This window comes from Joostella atrarenae (assembly GCF_021764745.1).
Classification (GTDB): Bacteria; Bacteroidota; Bacteroidia; order Flavobacteriales; family Flavobacteriaceae; genus Galbibacter; species Galbibacter atrarenae.
In genome coordinates this window covers 81297-101012 of the sequence record NZ_JAETXX010000003.1, presented here as the reverse complement: position 1 = coordinate 101012, position 19716 = coordinate 81297, and the positions used below count along the sequence as shown (strand labels likewise).

Annotated in this window: 17 protein-coding genes; 9 read left to right on the top strand and 8 right to left on the bottom strand. The window is 33.0% G+C overall.

Annotated elements, in window-relative coordinates:
* Positions 1–170: 170 nt before the first annotated feature.
* The 4 genes from JM658_RS07145 (at position 171) to JM658_RS07130 (ending at position 9478) form a co-directional block, all read left to right on the top strand.
* Positions 171–3191, top strand: a complete 3021-nt coding sequence (locus JM658_RS07145) for a SusC/RagA family TonB-linked outer membrane protein (protein ID WP_236958567.1) — start codon at positions 171–173, stop codon at positions 3189–3191.
* Between the two features lie 12 nt (positions 3192–3203).
* Positions 3204–4706, top strand: coding sequence for a SusD/RagB family nutrient-binding outer membrane lipoprotein (locus JM658_RS07140; RefSeq protein WP_236958566.1), 1503 nt, complete (start codon positions 3204–3206; stop codon positions 4704–4706).
* A 205-nt stretch (positions 4707–4911) separates the two neighbouring features.
* On the top strand, positions 4912–8079 hold the full coding sequence (locus tag JM658_RS07135) for a SusC/RagA family TonB-linked outer membrane protein (RefSeq protein ID WP_236958565.1): 3168 nt from the start codon (positions 4912–4914) through the stop codon (positions 8077–8079).
* A gap of 10 nt (positions 8080–8089) precedes the next feature.
* Positions 8090–9478 carry a SusD/RagB family nutrient-binding outer membrane lipoprotein gene (locus tag JM658_RS07130; protein WP_236958564.1) on the top strand — a complete coding sequence of 463 codons (1389 nt, stop codon included), beginning with the start codon at positions 8090–8092 and terminating at the stop codon, positions 9476–9478.
* A 55-nt stretch (positions 9479–9533) separates the two neighbouring features.
* On the opposite strand, the gene JM658_RS07125 is transcribed toward JM658_RS07130, so the two are convergent.
* The 6 genes from JM658_RS07125 to JM658_RS07100 all read right to left on the bottom strand — a co-directional run bounded on the left by JM658_RS07125 (position 9534) and on the right by JM658_RS07100 (position 15120).
* Complete coding sequence (locus tag JM658_RS07125; RefSeq protein WP_236958563.1) at positions 9534–10571, bottom strand: aminotransferase class I/II-fold pyridoxal phosphate-dependent enzyme; 1038 nt, start codon at positions 10569–10571, stop codon at positions 9534–9536.
* Position 10572: 1 nt separating this feature from the next.
* Positions 10573–11583 carry a dipeptide epimerase gene (locus JM658_RS07120; protein ID WP_236958562.1) on the bottom strand — a complete coding sequence of 337 codons (1011 nt, stop codon included), beginning with the start codon at positions 11581–11583 and terminating at the stop codon, positions 10573–10575.
* A gap of 184 nt (positions 11584–11767) precedes the next feature.
* Positions 11768–12469 (bottom strand): head GIN domain-containing protein, encoded by a 702-nt coding sequence (locus JM658_RS07115; RefSeq protein WP_236958561.1) that lies wholly within the window; start codon positions 12467–12469, stop codon positions 11768–11770.
* A 43-nt stretch (positions 12470–12512) separates the two neighbouring features.
* Entirely contained in the window at positions 12513–14180 is a 1668-nt protein-coding gene (locus JM658_RS07110) for a PspC domain-containing protein (protein ID WP_236958560.1), read from the bottom strand.
* A gap of 11 nt (positions 14181–14191) precedes the next feature.
* Positions 14192–14515 carry a PadR family transcriptional regulator gene (locus tag JM658_RS07105; RefSeq protein ID WP_008614155.1) on the bottom strand — a complete coding sequence of 108 codons (324 nt, stop codon included), beginning with the start codon at positions 14513–14515 and terminating at the stop codon, positions 14192–14194.
* Between the two features lie 134 nt (positions 14516–14649).
* Entirely contained in the window at positions 14650–15120 is a 471-nt protein-coding gene (locus tag JM658_RS07100; protein ID WP_236958559.1) for a DUF4870 domain-containing protein, read from the bottom strand.
* 194 nt (positions 15121–15314) lie between these two features.
* On the opposite strand from JM658_RS07100, the gene JM658_RS07095 reads away from it, so the two are divergent.
* The 3 genes from JM658_RS07095 (at position 15315) to rocD (ending at position 18109) form a co-directional block, all read left to right on the top strand.
* Positions 15315–15779 (top strand): DUF4442 domain-containing protein, encoded by a 465-nt coding sequence (locus JM658_RS07095; RefSeq protein WP_236958558.1) that lies wholly within the window; start codon positions 15315–15317, stop codon positions 15777–15779.
* Between the two features lie 118 nt (positions 15780–15897).
* Positions 15898–16698 (top strand): TIGR00266 family protein, encoded by an 801-nt coding sequence (locus JM658_RS07090; protein ID WP_236958557.1) that lies wholly within the window; start codon positions 15898–15900, stop codon positions 16696–16698.
* A 166-nt stretch (positions 16699–16864) separates the two neighbouring features.
* The gene (gene rocD / locus JM658_RS07085) at positions 16865–18109 is read left to right on the top strand and encodes an ornithine--oxo-acid transaminase (protein ID WP_236958556.1); all 1245 of its coding nucleotides are present in this window, start codon (positions 16865–16867) and stop codon (positions 18107–18109) included.
* An 86-nt stretch (positions 18110–18195) separates the two neighbouring features.
* Here the strand turns inward: rocD and JM658_RS07080 are convergent, their stop codons facing one another.
* The gene (locus tag JM658_RS07080) at positions 18196–18519 is read right to left on the bottom strand and encodes a CCC motif membrane protein (RefSeq protein ID WP_236958555.1); all 324 of its coding nucleotides are present in this window, start codon (positions 18517–18519) and stop codon (positions 18196–18198) included.
* A gap of 15 nt (positions 18520–18534) precedes the next feature.
* Positions 18535–18834, bottom strand: a complete 300-nt coding sequence (locus JM658_RS07075) for a DUF2752 domain-containing protein (protein ID WP_236958554.1) — start codon at positions 18832–18834, stop codon at positions 18535–18537.
* Positions 18835–18940: 106 nt separating this feature from the next.
* Between JM658_RS07075 and JM658_RS07070 the strand changes: the two genes are divergently transcribed.
* Positions 18941–19168: a hypothetical protein gene (locus tag JM658_RS07070; protein ID WP_236958553.1), complete on the top strand. Its 228-nt coding sequence runs from the start codon at positions 18941–18943 to the stop codon at positions 19166–19168.
* Complete coding sequence (locus JM658_RS07065; RefSeq protein ID WP_236958552.1) at positions 19161–19712, top strand: DNA mismatch repair protein MutS; 552 nt, start codon at positions 19161–19163, stop codon at positions 19710–19712. The genes JM658_RS07070 and JM658_RS07065 overlap by 8 nt, the downstream gene beginning before the upstream one ends.
* Positions 19713–19716 lie beyond the last annotated feature (4 nt).

Below are 19716 nucleotides of genomic sequence, written 5' to 3'. Positions count from 1 at the left end.
TGATCATTTAGAGGTTTTTTTTTCGCATAATAGACAGGTCTAAATTAAGTATTTATTAATCGATAGCTGTAAATCACTGATTAACAATAATTAACAAAAGGTGTTAAAAAAGTTAAATTTTTAAGTTTTATTCGATACTTTAACTCTTTACTAAAACTTAAAAAAATTTTATGAAACAACTTTTATTAACAATTTCATTGTTACTTACTAGTTTTGCTTATTCGCAAAATATTAGTGGAATAGTAACTGATGCTGGAGGAACGCCCTTACCAGGGGTGTCAATAATAGTTGATGGAACAAGGAATGGTACATCAACTGATTTTGACGGAAATTATACAATTAATGCGACACCAGATGATGTCTTAGTGTTTACATACGTAGGAATGGTGTCTGTAAAGGAGCAAGTAGGGACTAATTCTACTATAAATGTTTCTATGAAAGAAGATGCTACTAGTTTAGATGAAGTAGTTGTATCTGTAGCCCTTGGAGAAACAGCTAAGAAAAAATCTTTAAGTAACTCTGTTCAGGCAGTATCTTCTGAGCAATTATTAGAAGGGAATCAAAATAATATGGTGAATGGATTGCAAGGAAAAGTTTCTGGAGTTACTATTTCTAACTCTGGTGGTGTCCCAGGGTCTTCTTCTGTGATCTTAATTAGAGGAGGGAACTCAATAACAGGTAATAATCAACCGTTATTTGTTGTAGATGGTATTCCTATTGATAATTCAACTAACTCTAGTTTAGAAGTAGCGAGTGTAAACAGAGCTTCGGATATTAATCCCGAGGATATAGAGAATATTTCAATTTTAAAAGGACCAGCAGCAGCTGCTTTATATGGTATTCAAGCGTCCAATGGAGCTGTGATTATTACGACTAAGAAAGGAAAAGCTGGTGTTAGTAAAATTAGTTATTCGGGTTCACTTTCTGTAGATGAAATATTAGGAACACCAGATGTTCAAACAAAGTATGGACAAGGAGAGGAAGAGGCTGATGGAGATATTAATCCAGAGTCTTCTTTTTCATGGGGAGAACAGATAGCAGCAGGTACTCCTATTTATAAAAATATTGATGATTTTTATAAAACTGCAATTACACAAAATCATAATGTTAGTTATTCAACAGGTAGTGAGAAAAGTAATATTTATTTTTCAATTGGAGATATTTCTCAAGATGGAATTATTCCTAGCACTAGTTATGATAAGACTTCTTTTAAAATTAATGCGAATTCAAAATTCAATAAAAATTTTAGTATTGGAGTATCTGGAAATTATATAAACACAAAAATATCAAGTACGAGACAAGGAAATGCTAGTGGTGGAAGTTTTAATAGTTTATTAGCCTATCCCGTTACTGTTAATGCTCGTGATTATTTAAATCCAAATGGTTCTCAGAAAACTTTTTTTCAAGATCAACAATTTGACAATCCTTATTGGAGTATAAATAATAGTCCAAATACAGATGATGTAAGACGTTTGATAGGGGTAATTAATTTGAATTATAATTTCTTAAATGATTTTAACCTTACCTATAGAGTAGGGACAGATGATTATAATGAGTATAATAAAAAAATTACTGGAGATGGTTCTTTAGTAGAGAATAGAGAGGAAGGTTATATATCTCAATTTGAAAAAGACCATTCTAGACTTACTTCTACACTTTTGTTGAGGTATAACAAAGAAATATCAGAAGACTTTACATTAGATGCAATGGCGGGTAATTCTGTAGAAGAATTAGATATTCGAACAACTTATTCTTATGGAAACGGCTTTCAAGCGCCTGGAATATATAGTATTGCTAATGTAGCTCAAGAAGATCAACTCGTTAATGAGGTAATTCAAAGAAAGAGAATAGTAGGTTTATTTGGAGAGCTTAAATTAGGATGGAAAGACGCTTTGTTTTTAACCGCAACAGGGAGAAACGACTGGTCTTCTACACTTCCAGCAGATAAACGTTCTTTCTTTTATCCATCTGTTGGAGCATCAGCAGTTTTAAGTGATTTATTTAATATTTCATCTGATGGAGGTCTTAATTATTTAAAATTAAGAGGAACTTGGGCTAAAGTAGGAAAAGACGCTCCAATTGGAGCTTTAGAAAGTTCTTTAGGGAAAAATTTAAATGGAGCGGCGAGTTCTGCATATGCATGGAATGGAGTTAATGTTGGTAACCCTAATTTAGAGCCAGAGTTTACAGATAGTTACGAAGTAGGAGCAGATATGAGGTTTCTTAATAACAGATTGTCATTAGAGTTTTCTTACTTTTATAGTTTATCAGATAATCAAATTTTAAAAGATATAAGGGTTCCGCCTACAACAGGTACTTTTTATGCCACTTTAAATGGAGGGTCTATCAAGAATCAGGGGATAGAAGCGCTTCTTTCTGCCCAGATTTTAAAACCTAATGCAGGAGGTTTAGCATGGAATGCAGATTTTAATTTTGGAATGAATGAAAGCACAGTTGAAGATTTACCAGGTTTTTTAAATGAAGTTTATTTATCAGATTCCTGGACATTTAGAAATTCAGCTGCCGGAGCAGCAATCTTAGATGGATCTTTATTTGGACTTAGAGGTAAGCAGCCCTTAACAGATGATAATGGAAATATAATTATAGATTCAAGTGGACTGCCTGTTTTGACAGATCAAACTTATACTAATGTTAATAGAATGCCAGATTGGACATTAGGAATTACAAATACTTTTAGCTATAAAGGGGTTTCGTTGTCATTTTTATTTGATATAGTTCAGGGGCAAGAGATTTATAACGCTACAGAATCAGCTATGATTTATTATGGTCAGAGTCCGCAAACACTTGATAGAGGTCAGCAAGTAACATTTACTGGAGTGGATGTTGATGGTAATCCAAGGGAGGTTACCTCTACAAAAGATCAAAATTATTATACAAATTACTATTCTTTAAATTCTAATAACTTTATTGAAGATGGATCATTTGCACGTTTAAGATATGTTACCCTTTCATATAAATTTCCAAAATCTTTGACTGATAAGCTTTCATTATCAGCATTGGAACTATATGGAACAGGAAGAAATTTATTGACAATTACTGATTATAGTGGTGTAGATCCAGAGGTAAATACTTTTGGTGCAGGAATATCTGGTGCAGGTTCTACATACATAGATAATTTGGGTACTCCAAACACTAAAGGTTTTGATTTAGGGTTAAAATTCACATTTTAAATACAAATAAAAATGAAAATATTAAATTATATATATACAGGTTTGTTGTTAGCTACGGTGTCGTGTTCAGATGATTATTTTGACGTGAACAGTTCTGAAACAGCTCCTACTACAACTTCTTTAGAACCACAATATAGAATACAAGGAGCAATAGAGAACACTACAGGAACTGCACAATATAGAGGAATGCGAGAAGTACTTGGAATAGTGCAATACGGTTCTCAAAATGTCGCTAATTATTACTCAGAAACATGGAGTTCATTTATAACAACAGGAAGTTATTTTTTATGGCAGAATTCTTACGTTTATGCGCTACCAAATACAGCTGATTTAATAGTTTTAGGTAGAGAATATAACTCTCCAAACTACAGCGCAGTAGGTAAAATATTAAGAGCATATATATTTGGAATGACAACAGATCAATATGGAGATATTGTAACAGATGAAACATACGACGGTGAATCTTCAATGAATCTTACTCCAAAGTTTGTGACACAGAAGGAGGCATATCAAACAATATTCACTTTGTTAGATGAAGCAATTGACGAGTTAAATCAAACAAGCGAAATTGATCTAAATAAAGAAGGAGGAGATGTTTTGTATGAAGGTGATAACGATTTATGGATCAAATTTGCATATGCTTTGAAAGCAAGATATATGAATCACTTAAGTAAAAAATCATCTGGTGATTTAGCATACAACTCGCAGGAAATAATAGATCTATGTCAAAAAGCATTCGCTTCAAATGCAGAGAATGCTTTGGTTCAATTTACAGGAGGAGAAGCAGAGAATACCAATCAACCATTTAGTGCTGATGGTTATGGATCTTCTAGAATTGATTTCTTTTCAGAATTTTTTGTAGACTTACTAAAAAATCCGCTTCAACTTTCTGCACCTATGGAAGACCCTCGTTTGAAGATAATTGTACCAGAAGCCGTTAATGGTGGTTATTATGGTGTGAGAACTGGAGCTGGAGTAGATACTGATAGTGATTCATATGATAATTATTCTATTGGTAATGGAGGTTTTTATACTAGTCCTGATTCTCCAACATATATGTTTACATTTAGTGAAGTCAAGTTCATAGAAGCTGAAGCTAAATTTAGAGCAGGAGATAGAGCGGGAGCCTATACTGCTTTAAAGCTTGGAGTCGAAGCAGATTTAAAAAAGCTTAATGTAAATGCAGTTGATATGAATTCATATTTAACAGCATTGGACACCGAAGTAGGAGCTACTAACATCAGTTTGTCACATATAATGGTTCAAAAATATATTGCCAATATGTTGAACCCTGAGACATGGGTAGATATGAGGAGAATGGATTATAGTGATTCAGTGTATCCAGGACTCCAAAGACCAGAAAATGTAAATATTGATATTTTTCCTAATGAGAATGATTGGATACAAGCGATGATGTATGAATACAATGAGGAGGATAGAAATTATGAAAACATGCCGAATAATAATCCAGCATTGAGATTAACTACTCCTCTTTGGTGGAATACATCAGAATAAAAACTTAATTTATATTGATTTTAAAAAAGGGGTTTCTGTACTACAGGAACCCCTTTTTTATTGTGTTATTAATAATATTTCAGGATATTGGCTGCTTTATAAAAATTTTAGAAATAGATTATTATAAATTTAACAAAAAGCAATCCTACTGTTAAATTTTGATTTATTTTCAGTAATTTAATGAGCTAATTAACCTAATTCAATCATGAAAAGATTATTATTAACAATGTCTTTATTACTATGCTTTAGTATGGCCTATTCTCAAGCCATTACAGGTAAAGTAATAGATGGTCAAGGAACACCATTACCTGGTGTATCTATAGTTGTAGACCAAACCAACCTAGGAACAACTACCGATTTCGATGGAAATTACAAGATTAATACCAATACAGGCGATGTTTTGGTTTTTACCTATGTAGGTATGAAAACACAAAAAAAATCTGTAGGCACTAGTAATGTAATAGATGTAACATTAACAGAAGATGCTCAGAGTTTAGATGAAGTAGTAGTTACTGCTTTGGGAATTTCTAGAGATAAAAAATCTTTAGGGTATTCAACTCAAGAAGTAGATGGAGAGGATTTTAACTTAACTAATGAACAAAATGTATTAGGTTCTCTCTCCGGACGTGTAGCAGGTGTTCAAGTTACTGGTGCTTCTGGAGCTAGTATGGGAGGAACTCAGAAAATTAAAATTAGAGGTGTTAACTCTATTAGCGGAGGGGATCAACCTTTAATTGTAATAGATGGAACTCCAATTTCTAACGCTAATTTCTCCGGTAGTGATCAAGCAGATTATGGAAACTTAGCACAGGATATTAATCCAAATGATATCGCAGAAGTTAACGTGTTAAAAGGGCCTGCGGCCTCAGCTCTATATGGTATTAGAGGTCAGTTTGGTGTAATTATGATTACAACAAAGAAAGGGAAGAAAGGACCAAGAAAAGTTAACGTTCAGCTTTCTTCTTCTTTTTCTATGGAATCTACTTATAACTTTATCCCATTACAAAATATGTATGGTGGTGGTTCTAGTCAAACTTTTAGAACTTTACCAAATGGAGATCCATATGTAGATATGAGTGTTGATGAAAGTTGGGGGCCAAAAATGGATGGTACACCTGTAAGACAAGTATTTAGTTTTTATCCTCAAGACTCTGAATATGGAAAACTAACTCCTTTTGTAGCGCATCCTAATAACGTTGAAGATTATTATAAAACAGGAACTACTTATAATAATAGTATAACAATTACTGGTGGTAATGAAAATACTTCTTTACGATTAAGTGCAAACGATACTAGAGTAGATGGGGTTGTGCCAAACACTTCTTTGAATAGAAATAATGTAGGGTTAAGTGCTAGTTTAAATCTTACAGATAATTTAGTGGTTTCTACAAATATTAATTACGCTGGTAATGAAGGACAGCGTCCGTCTCAAGGATCAGAATACGGAGGGAGCTACATGGTACAGTGGTTCCAAAGAAACGTGGATATGAACCGTTTAAGAGATTATAAATATGACGATGGTACATTCTTACATTGGAATTTAGGAAGACCAGATTCTAGCACAGGAGAGATAACAGATTTTGAACCTTTATATTGGAACAATCCATACTTTGAAGCTTATGAAAACCTTAGTAATGATACGAGAGATCGTTTCTTTGGTGATATTGGAATGTCTTATAAAATTATTCCTGAACTAGAAGTAAGTGGATTTATTAGAACCGATATGTATACTCAGAATATCGAAAACCGACAAGCTTTTGGAGGAACACGTTTACCATCATATTCTGTAGGGAAATATCAAAATAAAGAATTCAACTACGAGCTTCTTGCTCAATACAAAAATACGTGGGATAAATTTTCTTTGGATGCAACTGTAGGGGGGAATATCTATGATAGAGACTATAGTTATGTTAGTCAAAGTACTGTAGGAGGGCTCTCTTCTCCAGGGTTTTATAATATAGATGCTTCTATTGATAGACCAAATACAACATCTTATAAATTACGTAAGAAAATTAGAAGTTTCTATAGTTTGGTGTCTTTAGGATATGATGGAACTTACTTTATTGACGCTTCTATTAGAAATGACAATTCTTCAGCATTGCCAGAAGATAATAACTCATATTGGTATCCATCAGTTTCAGGGAGTGTAGTTTTTAGTGAATTAATAAACTGGAATCCTCTTTCTTTTGGTAAACTAAGAGCTAGTTACGCTCAGGCAGGATCAGATTTAAGTCCATATCAAACGAGTCTTAATTATGCTGTAGGGACAGTATATGATGGTATTAATACATTGTATGTTCCAGATGCTTTAAATAATCCTAATATAGAGCCTTCATTTTCAAATTCATTTGAAGCTGGTTTAGAATTGAACTTCTTTAATAATAGATTAGGTTTTGACTTTACGTATTATGAGCAAAAGAATAAAAATCAGATTCTTAATCTTGATGTTTCTGGTACTAGCGGATATAGCTCTAGTATTATTAATGCAGGTTTAATTGAAAATGATGGTTTTGAGTTATCTGTGAATGCCACTCCAGTGCAGTCAGGTTCTTTCTCATGGGATTTTACTTTTAACTTAAGTAAAAATAATAGTGAGGTAGTAGAATTAGCTCCAGGGATTGATGTTTATACATATGACTCTACAACATATTCTAGTGTTACAAGCTATTTAAATTCTTATGTAGGCGAGTCTTTCGGAAGTTTAGTTGGGCAAGCTTATCAAAGAGATGAAGCTACTGGGAAGATATTATTAGATGATAATAATATGCCTTTGTATACAGATGCTACTCATAACTTCGGAACTGTTTTACCAGATTTTACAGGAGGATTTCAGAATACTTTTAGAATCGGACAGTTTACTTTAACTGGAATGATTGACTTCCAAGCGGGAGGACAATTTTTTAGTAGATCTAAAATGTTAGCAGTTAGAACAGGTCAAGATGCTCTTACCGTTGCTACAAACGACCAAGGAATGAATGTTCGTGATCCATTAGATCTAGGTGGTGGAGTAAAAGTTACAGGAATATCTGCAACTACAGGAGAAGATGTTACTGCTTATGTAGATGCACGTTCCTATTATAGAAACACGCTAGGAAGAAGAATTTATGAGGAATGGTTATACGACGCATCTTATGTTAAGTTAAGAGAGCTTAGAGTTCAATATGATTTAGGTAAGAGTGTAATGGATAACCTGCCTTTTGAAACGATGAGTTTTGCCTTAATAGCAAGAAACCCACTTATGATATGGCAAGAAGCGCCAGAAGGGATAAATCCTTCTGAAATATCTACGGGATCACAATCTATTAGTTGGTATGAATCAGGACAGTTGCCAACTGTAAGGTCTTATGGTGTTAATCTAAACATTACATTTTAAATAAAGAAAGATGAAAAGTATATATATAAACACATTACTTATAGCTTTGTTTTTAGGAAGCTGTAGTAATTTCGATGAAGATATTAATACAAATCCTAATGTTCCTAGTCAGGCTTCAGGAATGCAATTAATTGCACAGGCAGAATTGTATTTGCCAGGTTTAAGTTCTTCTCCTCAAGGAGAGTTTATGTCGCAATATTTATCAGAAACTCAGTATGTGGGTACATCATTATATCCACAACAAAGTACTAGTTTTTATGGGTGGTACCAAGGACCTCTAGCAGATTTAGAAGCTGTTCTTACTTCTGATAATTTAAGTGCTACTGAAGGACCAATAGACAATCAATTAGCAGTTGCCAAAATTCTTAAAGCATATTTCTATTGGAATATTACTGATAGATGGGGAGATGTTCCTTATAGTGAAGCTTTACAAGGACAAGAGAATTTTACTCCTGTTTACGATTCTCAACAATCTATTTATACAGATTTGTTTGCTGAATTAAAAGAAGCATCAAATATGATTGTAAGTGGAGATTTAAGTAATGATATTATTTATGACGGAGACGTTAATAAATGGAAGAAATTATCTAATACGATAAGAATGTTAATGGCGCTTCGTTTATCTGAAGTAGATGCTGCAACAGCAAAAGCTGAATTTGTAAGCGCTGTAAATGATGGTGTATTTACTTCTAATGATGATAACTTATTTTTTCAGCATTTAGCAGAAGCCAACAACCAAAATTATTGGTATGGGCAGATTGTTAATCAAAATAGAGAGTGGTGGGCACTCACAGAGAGCCTTGTAGCAGAAATGAAGCCTGTAAATGATCCAAGATTACCAGTATATGGTAATCCAGCTAGGAATAGTGGTGAGTATGTAGGTTTGCCTTTTGGAGAGGAAGAAAATATAGGTACTGAAGAATACTCTCTTTTAGGGGATGATATACATGCGCAAGATGCTCCTGTTTATTTGGTTACTTATGCACAAGTGCTTTTTGCAATGGCAGAAGCTTCTGAGCTTGGTTGGATAGGAAATGATACGCAGAGTTTATATGAAAGTGCTATAGAAAACTCTATTTTACAATGGACTGGAAGTACAGACGCTGTGGCCGATTTTATGATGGAGTCAGGAATTGCTTTTGATGATAGTATGGCAATCGAACAAATTGCTACTCAACGATGGGTGCATTTATTTATGTTTGGATATGAAGCTTGGGCAGAGTGGAGAAGAACTGGTTTTCCAGACATTATGGTTTCTCCGAATGGAGCTGAAGTTCCAAATCGTTTAAGCTATCCTGATAATGAAGCTTTTAATAATGAAGTGAATTATAATGATGCTATTCAAACTCAATTTGGAGGAGAGAATACCATATATGGAGAGTTATGGTGGGATAAGTAGAAACTATGATTTCTTATAAATTATATAAAGAACCACTCTTTTTAGGGTGGTTCTTTTATTTATATAGTTTTATAACCTTAGCTAAAAAATCTAAGTCCTCTTTAGTATGATAAGCACTAACAACAATTCTACTCATTAATGGAGAGTTTTCTTCTGGATAATTAAAGCTAGTTATTAAAATATTATTATCTAAAAGATGCTTTGTAAGCTTCTCATCAAAAAAAGTATAAGTAGGATGTTTAGCTACTTTTGTAAAAAAAGTTGAATCTTCAAGCTTATTACTTAAATATTCATCGTTCTCTATTAATTTTTTTATTTGTGAAGTATAAGTTTTCTCAGCTTCTAAAATAGTAGAAACAGCTGCTGGACTAGCAGGAGAGGCGCCCCCAAAAAATGAAGTATTTATAAGAGATTCAATGCTGTTTTTAGTCCCAAAAATTGCTCCTGCCTGAACTCCAAAACCTTTCCCTAAAGAACCGCAAACAATCAGCTCTTTTGAATTCAGTTTTGAGGCTATTTTATAAACACCTTCTCCTTTTTCACCGAGAACTCCCAAGCCATGGGAGTCGTCTATAACCAATATGGTATTCGATAGGTCTATTTCAGTTAAAAAGCTAAATTTTGGATAATTATTCCCCAAAAAATCAATAGCATCAAGAAATATTACAGGAGTAGTATCTTTTGAATTCTGCTTAAATTTTTCTTGTAAAAGCTTATAGCTTTCAAAAGGTTTTTGTCCAATTTGTAATAAAGATGCGTGCGTAAGAGGGGCGTGGTAACAGGTATAATCTTCAGAAGTAAAAAAACGACTTACCAATTGCGAAGCCATATATCCTGAAGATAGGGTTACACAGCTTTCACTTCCTACTAAATTAGCTAGATAAGTTTCTACTTCATTATAAATAGAAAACCTAATGTTCGATTTTCTGGAAGCTCCGTAATTGGTGCCATATTTAGTGATATTCTTTATAAAAAGTTGCTGGAACTCTGGATGTGTTTGTAGACCTAAATAGGCTGTTCCACCAAAATAGTGAAACGAGCCTTCTTCAGTATTTATAATTCTTCCAGGAAATTCCTCTACAAAATGTATCATTTTATAATAGAGTTACACCCGTTCCTCCAGTTGTTGGAAAAATCAGTTTACCACTTTCTAGGATTTCTACTCCCTTAGCGATATCGTGTTTTAGAAGCATTGCACCATCCATATCAACATAATCCAATTGTGGAGTAAGTTGAGCAATAGCAGAAATACCAACACTAGATTCTGTCATACAACCAACCATAACTTTTAATCCAAGTTCTTTCCCTCTTTTTATCATACGTAACGCAGGAGTAAGTCCACCGCATTTTGTAAGCTTAATATTTATGCCAGTAAAGTGGCCAGCACATTTATCTACATCTTCTTCTACAATACAGCTTTCATCAGCAATAATAGGAAGCACACATTTATCAATGATTTGTTTGTAGCCTACTAAATTATCAGCAGGAAGAGGTTGTTCTAAAAACTCTACTCCAAGTTCTTTTAATTGTGGAGCAAATTCTAATGTTTGCTCTGGTGTCCATGCATTATTAGCATCAATTCTAAAAATAGCATCTGTATTTTCTCTAAGTTGCTTTACGATTTCGATATCATTATCGGCACCTAGCTTCACTTTGTATAGAGGCCATGGCTTCTCCAACATCTTTTCGACCATTTTTTCTACGGAATCAATCCCGATAGTATAATTGGTAATAGGATAACTGTCTGTAGATGTTCCCCAGATTTCGTGTAATGGTTTTCCTAAAATTTTACCATATAAATCATGGCAGGCTAGATCTAAAGCGCAAATAGCAAAGTTGCTAAGACCTTTTTCTTTTAAAAACGCATGAAACTCTTCAGGTTTCTCTAATTTATAGTCATTAATATCAGATTCGATTGCTTTGATTTCCTCCATCATAGAAGCTACCGTAATCTTATAATATGGATTGGCTGTTGCTTCCCCATAACCAGTTTTTCCATCAAGAGATAAACCTACAATTAAACTGTCTTGAAAATCGTGAGATTCACGAGAAATACTGAATGTATGCTCTAATTCTAAGACATATTTTTTTAACGAAACTTCCATAATATTAATTTTCGACTAAGATATAAAACGCTTTAGTATTCTTACATTTTTTGAACTAAAAATGAAGTTAAAAATGATGTGTTAACGTTGGACATCTACGTCTTTTAAAAGGCATATTATTAATAAAAAAGCCAGTCAATACAAGTGTATTAACTGGCTTTTAGTAATATATAGTTGTAATTATTTAATCAATACTCACTTTTTCCACACGTTTTGGACTTCCTATATAATCTACATCGCCACCAGAACTCTTATGAATTGCAATTTCATCAGAAGCATTTACATCAATATCTGCGCCACTACTAGCATGTGCCTCTACTAAATGTGCTTTCAACTTTTCGGTTTTAATGTCGCTACCGCTACTAGCATGGGCCTTCAAAATATTAGTTACCCCATAAAGCTCAATCTCTGCACCGCTACTTGTATTCACAGTAACTTCTTTAGATTGTAATTCTACATATATATCGCTACCGCTGCTTGCATCCAAAGAAATAATTGCTGAATTGATAGTCCCAATACTGGTTATACTCCCTCCGCTAGTGCTTTTTAACTCACTTATTTCTGGTAGTGTAACATAAACTTTTTTAGCAGAAACTCTTCCGATTTGCTCTTTAGTATCTATAACTAGCGCTCCATTATTAACCTCTGTACGGATTAGATCGATTATATTTTCATCAGCTTCAACTTTTATTGATGTTTCTGCTCCTTGTGCTACAAATACATTGATTCCTTCAGTAGCTTTAATTGCATCAAAAGATTGATTTACTTCTCTTTGCTGGTTTATTACATTTCCATTTCCTGTGACTCCATTTTGAAAATTAAAGTTACATGACGTAAAGAAAATAGCAATAAGTAATGTTATAAATACTTTGATTAATGTGCTCATAATTGTTGTTTTTTGATTGATTGTTGTTTAGTTATTATTGATTTTAAATGCTATCGTTAACTATATCTTTTATAATAACATCCTCTTGTTCACTTATAATACTATCAATTGTTTCAGTTGGAATTGTAGTTTCCTCTTCCTCAATAGGACAATCTAGACAGTTTAAAACACCAAGGGTATCCATTTTCCAGCTATGATTTGCAAGGTCATTACTATAGTAGTTTTGATTGTTTTTAATCTTTCCATCGATATGATATCGTGTGGAGTTATGGAATTTTACCGCTGTGTTTTCTGGAATATATATTACGATTTCTACTTCTTGATCTCTAAATTTATTTTCATAATCTGTTGTTAGGTAATCGTTTAAAAACAGAGTGTTGTTTTCTATTTTAAAAGAATAATCAATAGCTTCCGCTCTATTAAAAGCATCTTTATAATTGCTTCCCTGTGATTTCTTTTCAATTTCAATTCGAGATTCATTATTTAGGGATTGCTTTACATAAAATGCCATATCTTCACGATAGATCATTTTTTCATTTCCATCAATAATGATATCGAAATTAGAATCTCGATAATATCTATTCTTTAGATTTTCAGCTTCTAAAATTCTAATTTCAAGTGTATCACTTTCTGTAATATTTAATACTTCGGTATCTGTTGCCGTCGCATCAAAGCTATAAGAAGATGCAGTTCTTATTCCTAAAATAGTAAGACCAATAATTGATAATAACCAAACTCCAAGCAATGTAAATTTTGCAAAGTTTCCTATTGAGTTTAAGTTATTCAATAATATTTTTAGTCCTAAATAGAATAGAAAAAAGAAAGGAATTCCAACTGCAAAGAAAGAAAGTAGTGAAATGAGCCAAACTGGCGCATCAATGGTAATATCTACAAATTCTCTCCAAGGTTGCGCTCCCCATAAATCTATTGTTCCAGCTGTAAAAAGACCTATTAGTAAACTTATTAATACTGTAGCTGCAAATACAAGAACAATAATACCAATGAGTTTAGCGACTACTCTAAAAAGGAACATAATGACACTTAGAATCGAATCAAAAATATTTTTGGAATTTTTTTTTACTGACGCTCCCATTTTGTCATAATCTACACTCTTTACTTTTTCAGTAACTTCATCGAAACCTTCTTTAATTTTTTTTTCGATGTTACTAATATTAACAGGTTCTCCTGTCATTGCTATTTTCTGCGCTGTTGTTGTAGCTTCCGGAACTAGAATCCAAAATAAGATATAAACTAAAATTCCAAAACCAGATAGTATTGTAGTTAGAATAAATAGCAATCTTACCCAAAGAGCATCGATTCCTAAATAGTAGCTCATACCAGCACATACACCGCCAATATATTTATTATCAACGTCTCTAAATAATTGCTTATGAGGTTTTCTTGTGTACGATTTACTAGACTTAGGTTCATCTTCAAAGATTTCTTCATCTACTAGATAATCTTCAGGTTGCCCCATAATAGTTATAATCTCATCTACTTCTTTTGTAGTTATAACTTGTCTTTCGTGTTGTAATCTTTCCGTGAATAGTTCCGCAATTCGAGCTTCTATATCAGCAATAATTTCAGATTTTCCTTGAGAATCAGTGAACGAGCGTTTAATAGCATCTAAATAGCGCTGTAATTTTAGATAGGCATCCTCATCTATATAAAAGAAGGTATTTGCCAGATTTATGTTGATTGTCTTATTCATTGTTAGTGTTTTTATTTTGTTACCAGGTTAACTGCGTTTCTTAGCTCATCCCAAGTGGTGTTAAGCTCTTTTAAAAATAGTTTGCCATTCTCGGTTAGGGTGTAATATTTACGCGGAGGCCCAGAAGTGGACTCCTCCCAACGGTAACTTAATAACCCTGCGTTTTTAAGCCTTGTTAATAGTGGATATATTGTTCCTTCTACTACAAGCATTTTTGCGTCTTTTAGAGTTTCAAGAATTTCTGATGCATATTTATCTTCATTCTCAATGATGGATAAAATACAGTATTCTAAAACCCCTTTTCGCATTTGTGCTTTTGTGTTCTCTATATTCATGGTTTCATGATACTTTTTGTTAAACGGTTCGTTTTTTGATTGTCCACAAAGTGGAATTGATTGATTTAATTGATGACTCACTAAGTGAGATTTTTATGTTTGATGTTTTGTGTTTCTCCTTGTTGGGATACTTCTTATTTAATAAATTTAATAGTTAAGGGATATTTATATAGCAAGCCATCGTTGGCTCTTATTGTTGCGATAATAGTGCAAAAAATATCCATGATTAATAGTCCGATTCCTAACAACGCTATTATTCCAATTAGTCCTGCGTTTATTCCGAACCCTGAAATATGGTCAAAGTTAACATCAATATTATGACTATTGTGTTCTAAGATGTTTGTAAATCCTACAAATTCCCATGCGGTAAATAGCACTATCGGAATCATTATAATACCCAATATAATACTGTAAAGTAAAATGCTAATCTGGAAATTAATGACCTGTTTTCCATTTTCATCTATAAATTCCCATTTGTCTTTATTAGATGTCCAGATGAGTAGGGGAATGATAAAATTCCCGAATGGGATAAAATACTTTGAGAAAGTAGACAGATGTATTACTGCAGATACGTTCTTTTGATGTTTGTTAATGGATGCGTCCATGTTCGTTTTTTTGATTTGATTGATGATTGTTTTTAGTAAGAAAATATATAACCTACTAATTGTTAATGCAAATATATGTTTAAAAAAAGGTATTATGCAAAACATAGTACTAATATTTAACAAAAAATTAAGAATGTTAAATAGTATGTAATTTGATTATTAATGAATAAATTACACCTCTAAATTTGATTAAAATGAAGTTGACAGCGTCACAATTAAATAAGTTTTCAATGTTAAAGTTACCTTCTGCATGGTTATGTGGGGTAAGAGTGTTATCTATAAGTGATACAAGTTGCACAACCACAGTAAAACATCGTTGGATTAATCAAAATCCATTTAATTCTATGTTTTGGGCGGTACAGGGTATGGCTGCAGAATTATCTACAGGGGCAATTGTTATCGGTAAGATAAAAGAAGAGAAAGCTAAAATATCTATGTTAGTAGCAAATAATAAAGCTAATTTTTCGAAGAAAGCAACAGGGAGAATTACTTTTGAGTGTAATGATGGTCATTTAATAGATGAAGCAATTAAGAATACAATAGCCACTGGAAAAGGACAGACTTTTTGGATGCAATCTGTAGGGAAAGATGAAGCTGGAGATGTAGTATCTACTTTTGATTTTGAATGGACTGTAAGAGTGAAGAGTCCAAAAAAGTAATGTTTGAAAGCATTTTGGTGGGTTTATAGAATTGGTTATTAAAATGATTAAGAAACTTTGTACATGTAACAATTTTATATTTTTAGCTACATATAAATAAACCAAAAAACTAAAAACTATGACAGCACACGAAATTGATTATCAGATATACGGAGAGGAAATGCAATATGTGGAGATAGAGTTAGATCCACAAGAAGCAGTAGTTGCAGAAGCAGGAAGCTTTATGATGATGGATACCGGACTAAAAATGGATACCATTTTTGGAGATGGTTCTAATCAAGATCGAGGAGTTTTAGGAAAGCTTTTTTCAGCAGGAAAAAGATTACTTACAGGGGAGAGCTTATTTATGACGGCTTTTCTTAATATTGATTCACAAAAAAAGAAAGTGAGTTTTGCTTCTCCTTATCCTGGGAAAATTATTCCAATAGATTTAACTAAATATCAAGGTAAATTTATTTGTCAGAAAGATGCTTTCTTATGCGCTGCTAAAGGAGTTTCTGTAGGAGTAGAGTTTTCTAAAAAGCTAGGACGTGGATTCTTTGGGGGAGAAGGATTTATAATGCAAAAATTAGAAGGAGATGGAATGGCTTTCGTTCATGCTGGAGGAACATTAGCAAGAAGAGAGTTGGCTGCTGGGGAGGTTTTAAAAGTGGATACAGGCTGCATTGTTGGCTTCACTAAAGATATAGATTACGATATAGAATTTATTGGAGGGATAAAAAATACCGTTTTTGGTGGTGAAGGTCTCTTTTTTGCCAGTCTTCGCGGTCCAGGGGTAGTGTATATCCAATCTTTACCATTTAGCAGATTAGCAAGTCGCGTTTTTGCTGCTGCTCCAAGACAAGGAGGGAAAGATAGAGGAGAAGGTAGTATTCTTGGTGGCTTAGGAGATATGCTAGATGGAGACAATAGATTTTAAGGATTTCTATAGAAGTTAATTTCCAAATATTTTTTTCGTTGAAACTAAATAGAAATTCTCTTTTTGAGTATCGTCAAAATATTTCGTAATTTGCAAGCACTGCATGGATGATTTCTCTCCGTAAGAAGGAATTGTAAAGTTTCAATTTTTAAATTTCGATTTCAGAATGGCAGTTTTGGAAAAATTAACTTCAGAAGAAGCAATTGCTTTAGAAAACAAGCATGGTGCGCACAATTATCATCCACTTCCTGTGGTATTAAGCAAGGGAGAAGGTGTATATATGTGGGACGCCGAAGGAAAAAAATACTATGATTTTTTATCAGCATATTCAGCTGTAAATCAAGGACATTGTCACCCGAGAATTATAAATGCTATGATGGAGCAAGCAAAAACGCTTACGCTAACATCACGTGCTTTTTATAATGATGTGTTGGGTGTATTTGAAAAATATGCAACTTCATATTTTGGTTTTGATAAACTCCTTCCAATGAATACGGGAGCAGAAGCTGTAGAGACAGCAATCAAAATATGTAGAAAATGGGCATACGAAAAGAAAGGTATAGCAGAAGAAGCAGCCCAGATTATTGTTTGTGAGAATAATTTTCATGGTCGTACCACAACAATTATTTCTTTTTCTAATGATGAAGGAGCAAGAAATAATTTTGGACCTTATACACCAGGATTCTTAAAAATACCTTACGATAATACAGAAGCTCTTGAAAAAACATTAAAAGAGAATAGTAACGTAGCTGGATTTTTAGTAGAACCAATTCAAGGAGAAGCAGGAGTTTATGTTCCTTCAGAAGGGTATCTTACAAAAGCAAGAGAGTTATGTAAAGAATATGGTGTTTTATTTATTGCTGATGAAATACAAACAGGAATAGCAAGAACTGGAAGGTTACTAGCTGTAGATCATGAAAATGTAAAGCCAGATATGCTAATCTTAGGAAAGGCTATCAGTGGAGGTGTATATCCTGTTAGTGCCGTTTTAGCAAACGATGAAATAATGGATGTTATAAAGCCTGGACAACACGGAAGTACTTTTGGAGGAAATCCAGTAGCAGCTGTTGTGGCAATGGAAGCATTGGAGGTTGTTAAGGATGAAAAGTTAGCAAAAAATGCCGATAAACTCGGACAATTATTCCGTAGCGAACTTCAGAAATATATTGATACAAGTAATATTGTTAAATTAATTCGAGGTAAAGGATTGCTTAATGCAATAGTTATCAATGATACAGAAGATAGTTCTACGGCTTGGGATATATGTATGGCTTTAAAAGAAAGTGGTTTGTTGGCAAAACCAACACATGGTAATATTATCCGTTTTGCACCACCGTTAGTAATGACAGAAGATCAATTAAACGATTGTATTTCTATCATAATTAAAACACTTAAGAACTTCGAAAAGTAACAGAAAAATTATTTTTCAAAAGAAAAGGCTACTCACAAAATTATCATTTTTGCGAGTAGCCTTTTTAATTTATAGTGATTAGAGGTCTATTGCTCTATTCCCCATTGTTCTATTATTTCTTGCTGCTGTAGTTGTATTTCTTCCCAACCAACAGTAGAAATTTGATAAATAGAATAAGCAAGGTATAATAAGTTTATTATTAAAACGACCAATGCTACTGTCTTAGCAGTACGCATTCCAGCTACATTATCATATTCTTCAGGATTTAGTTCAGCTTCTTTGATTTTTTTGTTCGCTATAAAATAGGCAATTCCAGCAGGAATAAATCCAATTCCAACAAAACAGCAACATAAGAAACCTAGTATAGATAATACATAAGTGATAGTTGGATTCAGTTTTTGTCTTTCCATAATGTTTAATTAAAGTTAATTGATAATTTTTATAAGATAGTTAATTATTATTGTAGAAATAGTGAGTATAGCCAAGCCTGCTTTTATCTTTCCGATATACTTTATGTTTATAAAAGCTGAAAGTGCAAGGAAAGTAATAAAAGCAATTAATGGATAAATGGCTGGATACATTTTAAAAGCTGCTAAAAATTCACCTTTAAAGATTAATAGGACAGAACGTTGCATGCCACAGCCTAAACATTCTATCCCTAATAATTTTTTATTAAGGCATGGGAGCATATAATCTTCAATGTTTGTAAGTAATAAAAACGGCATAAATTTTTTAGTAGCTATGAAACAAATGTAAACTTATTAAAAAGTTCTTAAACCTAACTTGTTTCAATGTATTATTTTTGTCATCTTAATAGATAAAATATTTATAATGAAATTAATTTCTTTTTTGTGTATTATCGTTGGAGCGGTGCTGGTTTTTATGTTTAATGATCAGTCGGATTACGATAAATACTTTAAAATATTAGGTTTTGTATTAATGATGTTTGGTCTTTATCGTTCTACACAATTATGGGTTAAAGACAATCCTAAAGAGGATAAAGATGATGTAAAGAAGGATGATACGAAAAGTCTAGAAGATCATTTAAAAGATGAATAAAGTAAAGTTTAAAATAGGAGATGCTGTTGAGGTTCTTGATGATGCTATAAAGGGAGAAGTTGTTAAATTGGAAGGGAAGTCTGTTTTTATACGAACAACAGATGGATTTCCTATGGAATTTGAGGAAAGGGAGTTGGTTAGAATAAGCAATGAGAACGAGTTGAAAGTGACTAATATGGATGTTTTTCATGCCGTTTCTGAAAAGCAAAAAGGTGAGAAGCGGAAGAAAAAATCTGTAAAAATGGAAAAAGTGGTACCACCTATGGAAGTGGATTTACATATCCATAAGCTTACAGAATCCACAAAAGGGATGACAAATTTTGATATGCTAAATCTACAGGTAGATACTGCAAAGCATAAGTTAGAATTTGCTATTAAAAATAGAATTCAAAAAATAGTTTTTATCCACGGAGTAGGGCAAGGAGTGCTCAGAACCGAATTAGAGTATCTATTTGGCCGTTATGATAACATTAAATATTATGATGCCGATTATAGAACCTATGGATTAGGAGCTACAGAAATCTATATCTTCCAAAACGGTTAAGAGT

What these genes read in the sequence shown, in the direction of transcription:
- JM658_RS07145 (WP_236958567.1), top strand. Translation starts at nt 171, where the DNA reads ATGAAACAACTTTTATTAACAATTTCATTGTTACTTACTAGTTTTGCT.
- JM658_RS07140 (WP_236958566.1), top strand. Translation starts at nt 3,204, where the DNA reads ATGAAAATATTAAATTATATATATACAGGTTTGTTGTTAGCTACGGTG.
- JM658_RS07135 (WP_236958565.1), top strand. Translation starts at nt 4,912, where the DNA reads ATGAAAAGATTATTATTAACAATGTCTTTATTACTATGCTTTAGTATG.
- JM658_RS07130 (WP_236958564.1), top strand. Translation starts at nt 8,090, where the DNA reads ATGAAAAGTATATATATAAACACATTACTTATAGCTTTGTTTTTAGGA.
- JM658_RS07125 (WP_236958563.1), bottom strand. Translation starts at nt 10,571, where the DNA reads ATGATACATTTTGTAGAGGAATTTCCTGGAAGAATTATAAATACTGAA.
- JM658_RS07120 (WP_236958562.1), bottom strand. Translation starts at nt 11,583, where the DNA reads ATGGAAGTTTCGTTAAAAAAATATGTCTTAGAATTAGAGCATACATTC.
- JM658_RS07115 (WP_236958561.1), bottom strand. Translation starts at nt 12,469, where the DNA reads ATGAGCACATTAATCAAAGTATTTATAACATTACTTATTGCTATTTTC.
- JM658_RS07110 (WP_236958560.1), bottom strand. Translation starts at nt 14,180, where the DNA reads ATGAATAAGACAATCAACATAAATCTGGCAAATACCTTCTTTTATATA.
- JM658_RS07105 (WP_008614155.1), bottom strand. Translation starts at nt 14,515, where the DNA reads ATGAATATAGAGAACACAAAAGCACAAATGCGAAAAGGGGTTTTAGAA.
- JM658_RS07100 (WP_236958559.1), bottom strand. Translation starts at nt 15,120, where the DNA reads ATGGACGCATCCATTAACAAACATCAAAAGAACGTATCTGCAGTAATA.
- JM658_RS07095 (WP_236958558.1), top strand. Translation starts at nt 15,315, where the DNA reads ATGAAGTTGACAGCGTCACAATTAAATAAGTTTTCAATGTTAAAGTTA.
- JM658_RS07090 (WP_236958557.1), top strand. Translation starts at nt 15,898, where the DNA reads ATGACAGCACACGAAATTGATTATCAGATATACGGAGAGGAAATGCAA.
- rocD (WP_236958556.1), top strand. Translation starts at nt 16,865, where the DNA reads ATGGCAGTTTTGGAAAAATTAACTTCAGAAGAAGCAATTGCTTTAGAA.
- JM658_RS07080 (WP_236958555.1), bottom strand. Translation starts at nt 18,519, where the DNA reads ATGGAAAGACAAAAACTGAATCCAACTATCACTTATGTATTATCTATA.
- JM658_RS07075 (WP_236958554.1), bottom strand. Translation starts at nt 18,834, where the DNA reads ATGCCGTTTTTATTACTTACAAACATTGAAGATTATATGCTCCCATGC.
- JM658_RS07070 (WP_236958553.1), top strand. Translation starts at nt 18,941, where the DNA reads ATGAAATTAATTTCTTTTTTGTGTATTATCGTTGGAGCGGTGCTGGTT.
- JM658_RS07065 (WP_236958552.1), top strand. Translation starts at nt 19,161, where the DNA reads ATGAATAAAGTAAAGTTTAAAATAGGAGATGCTGTTGAGGTTCTTGAT.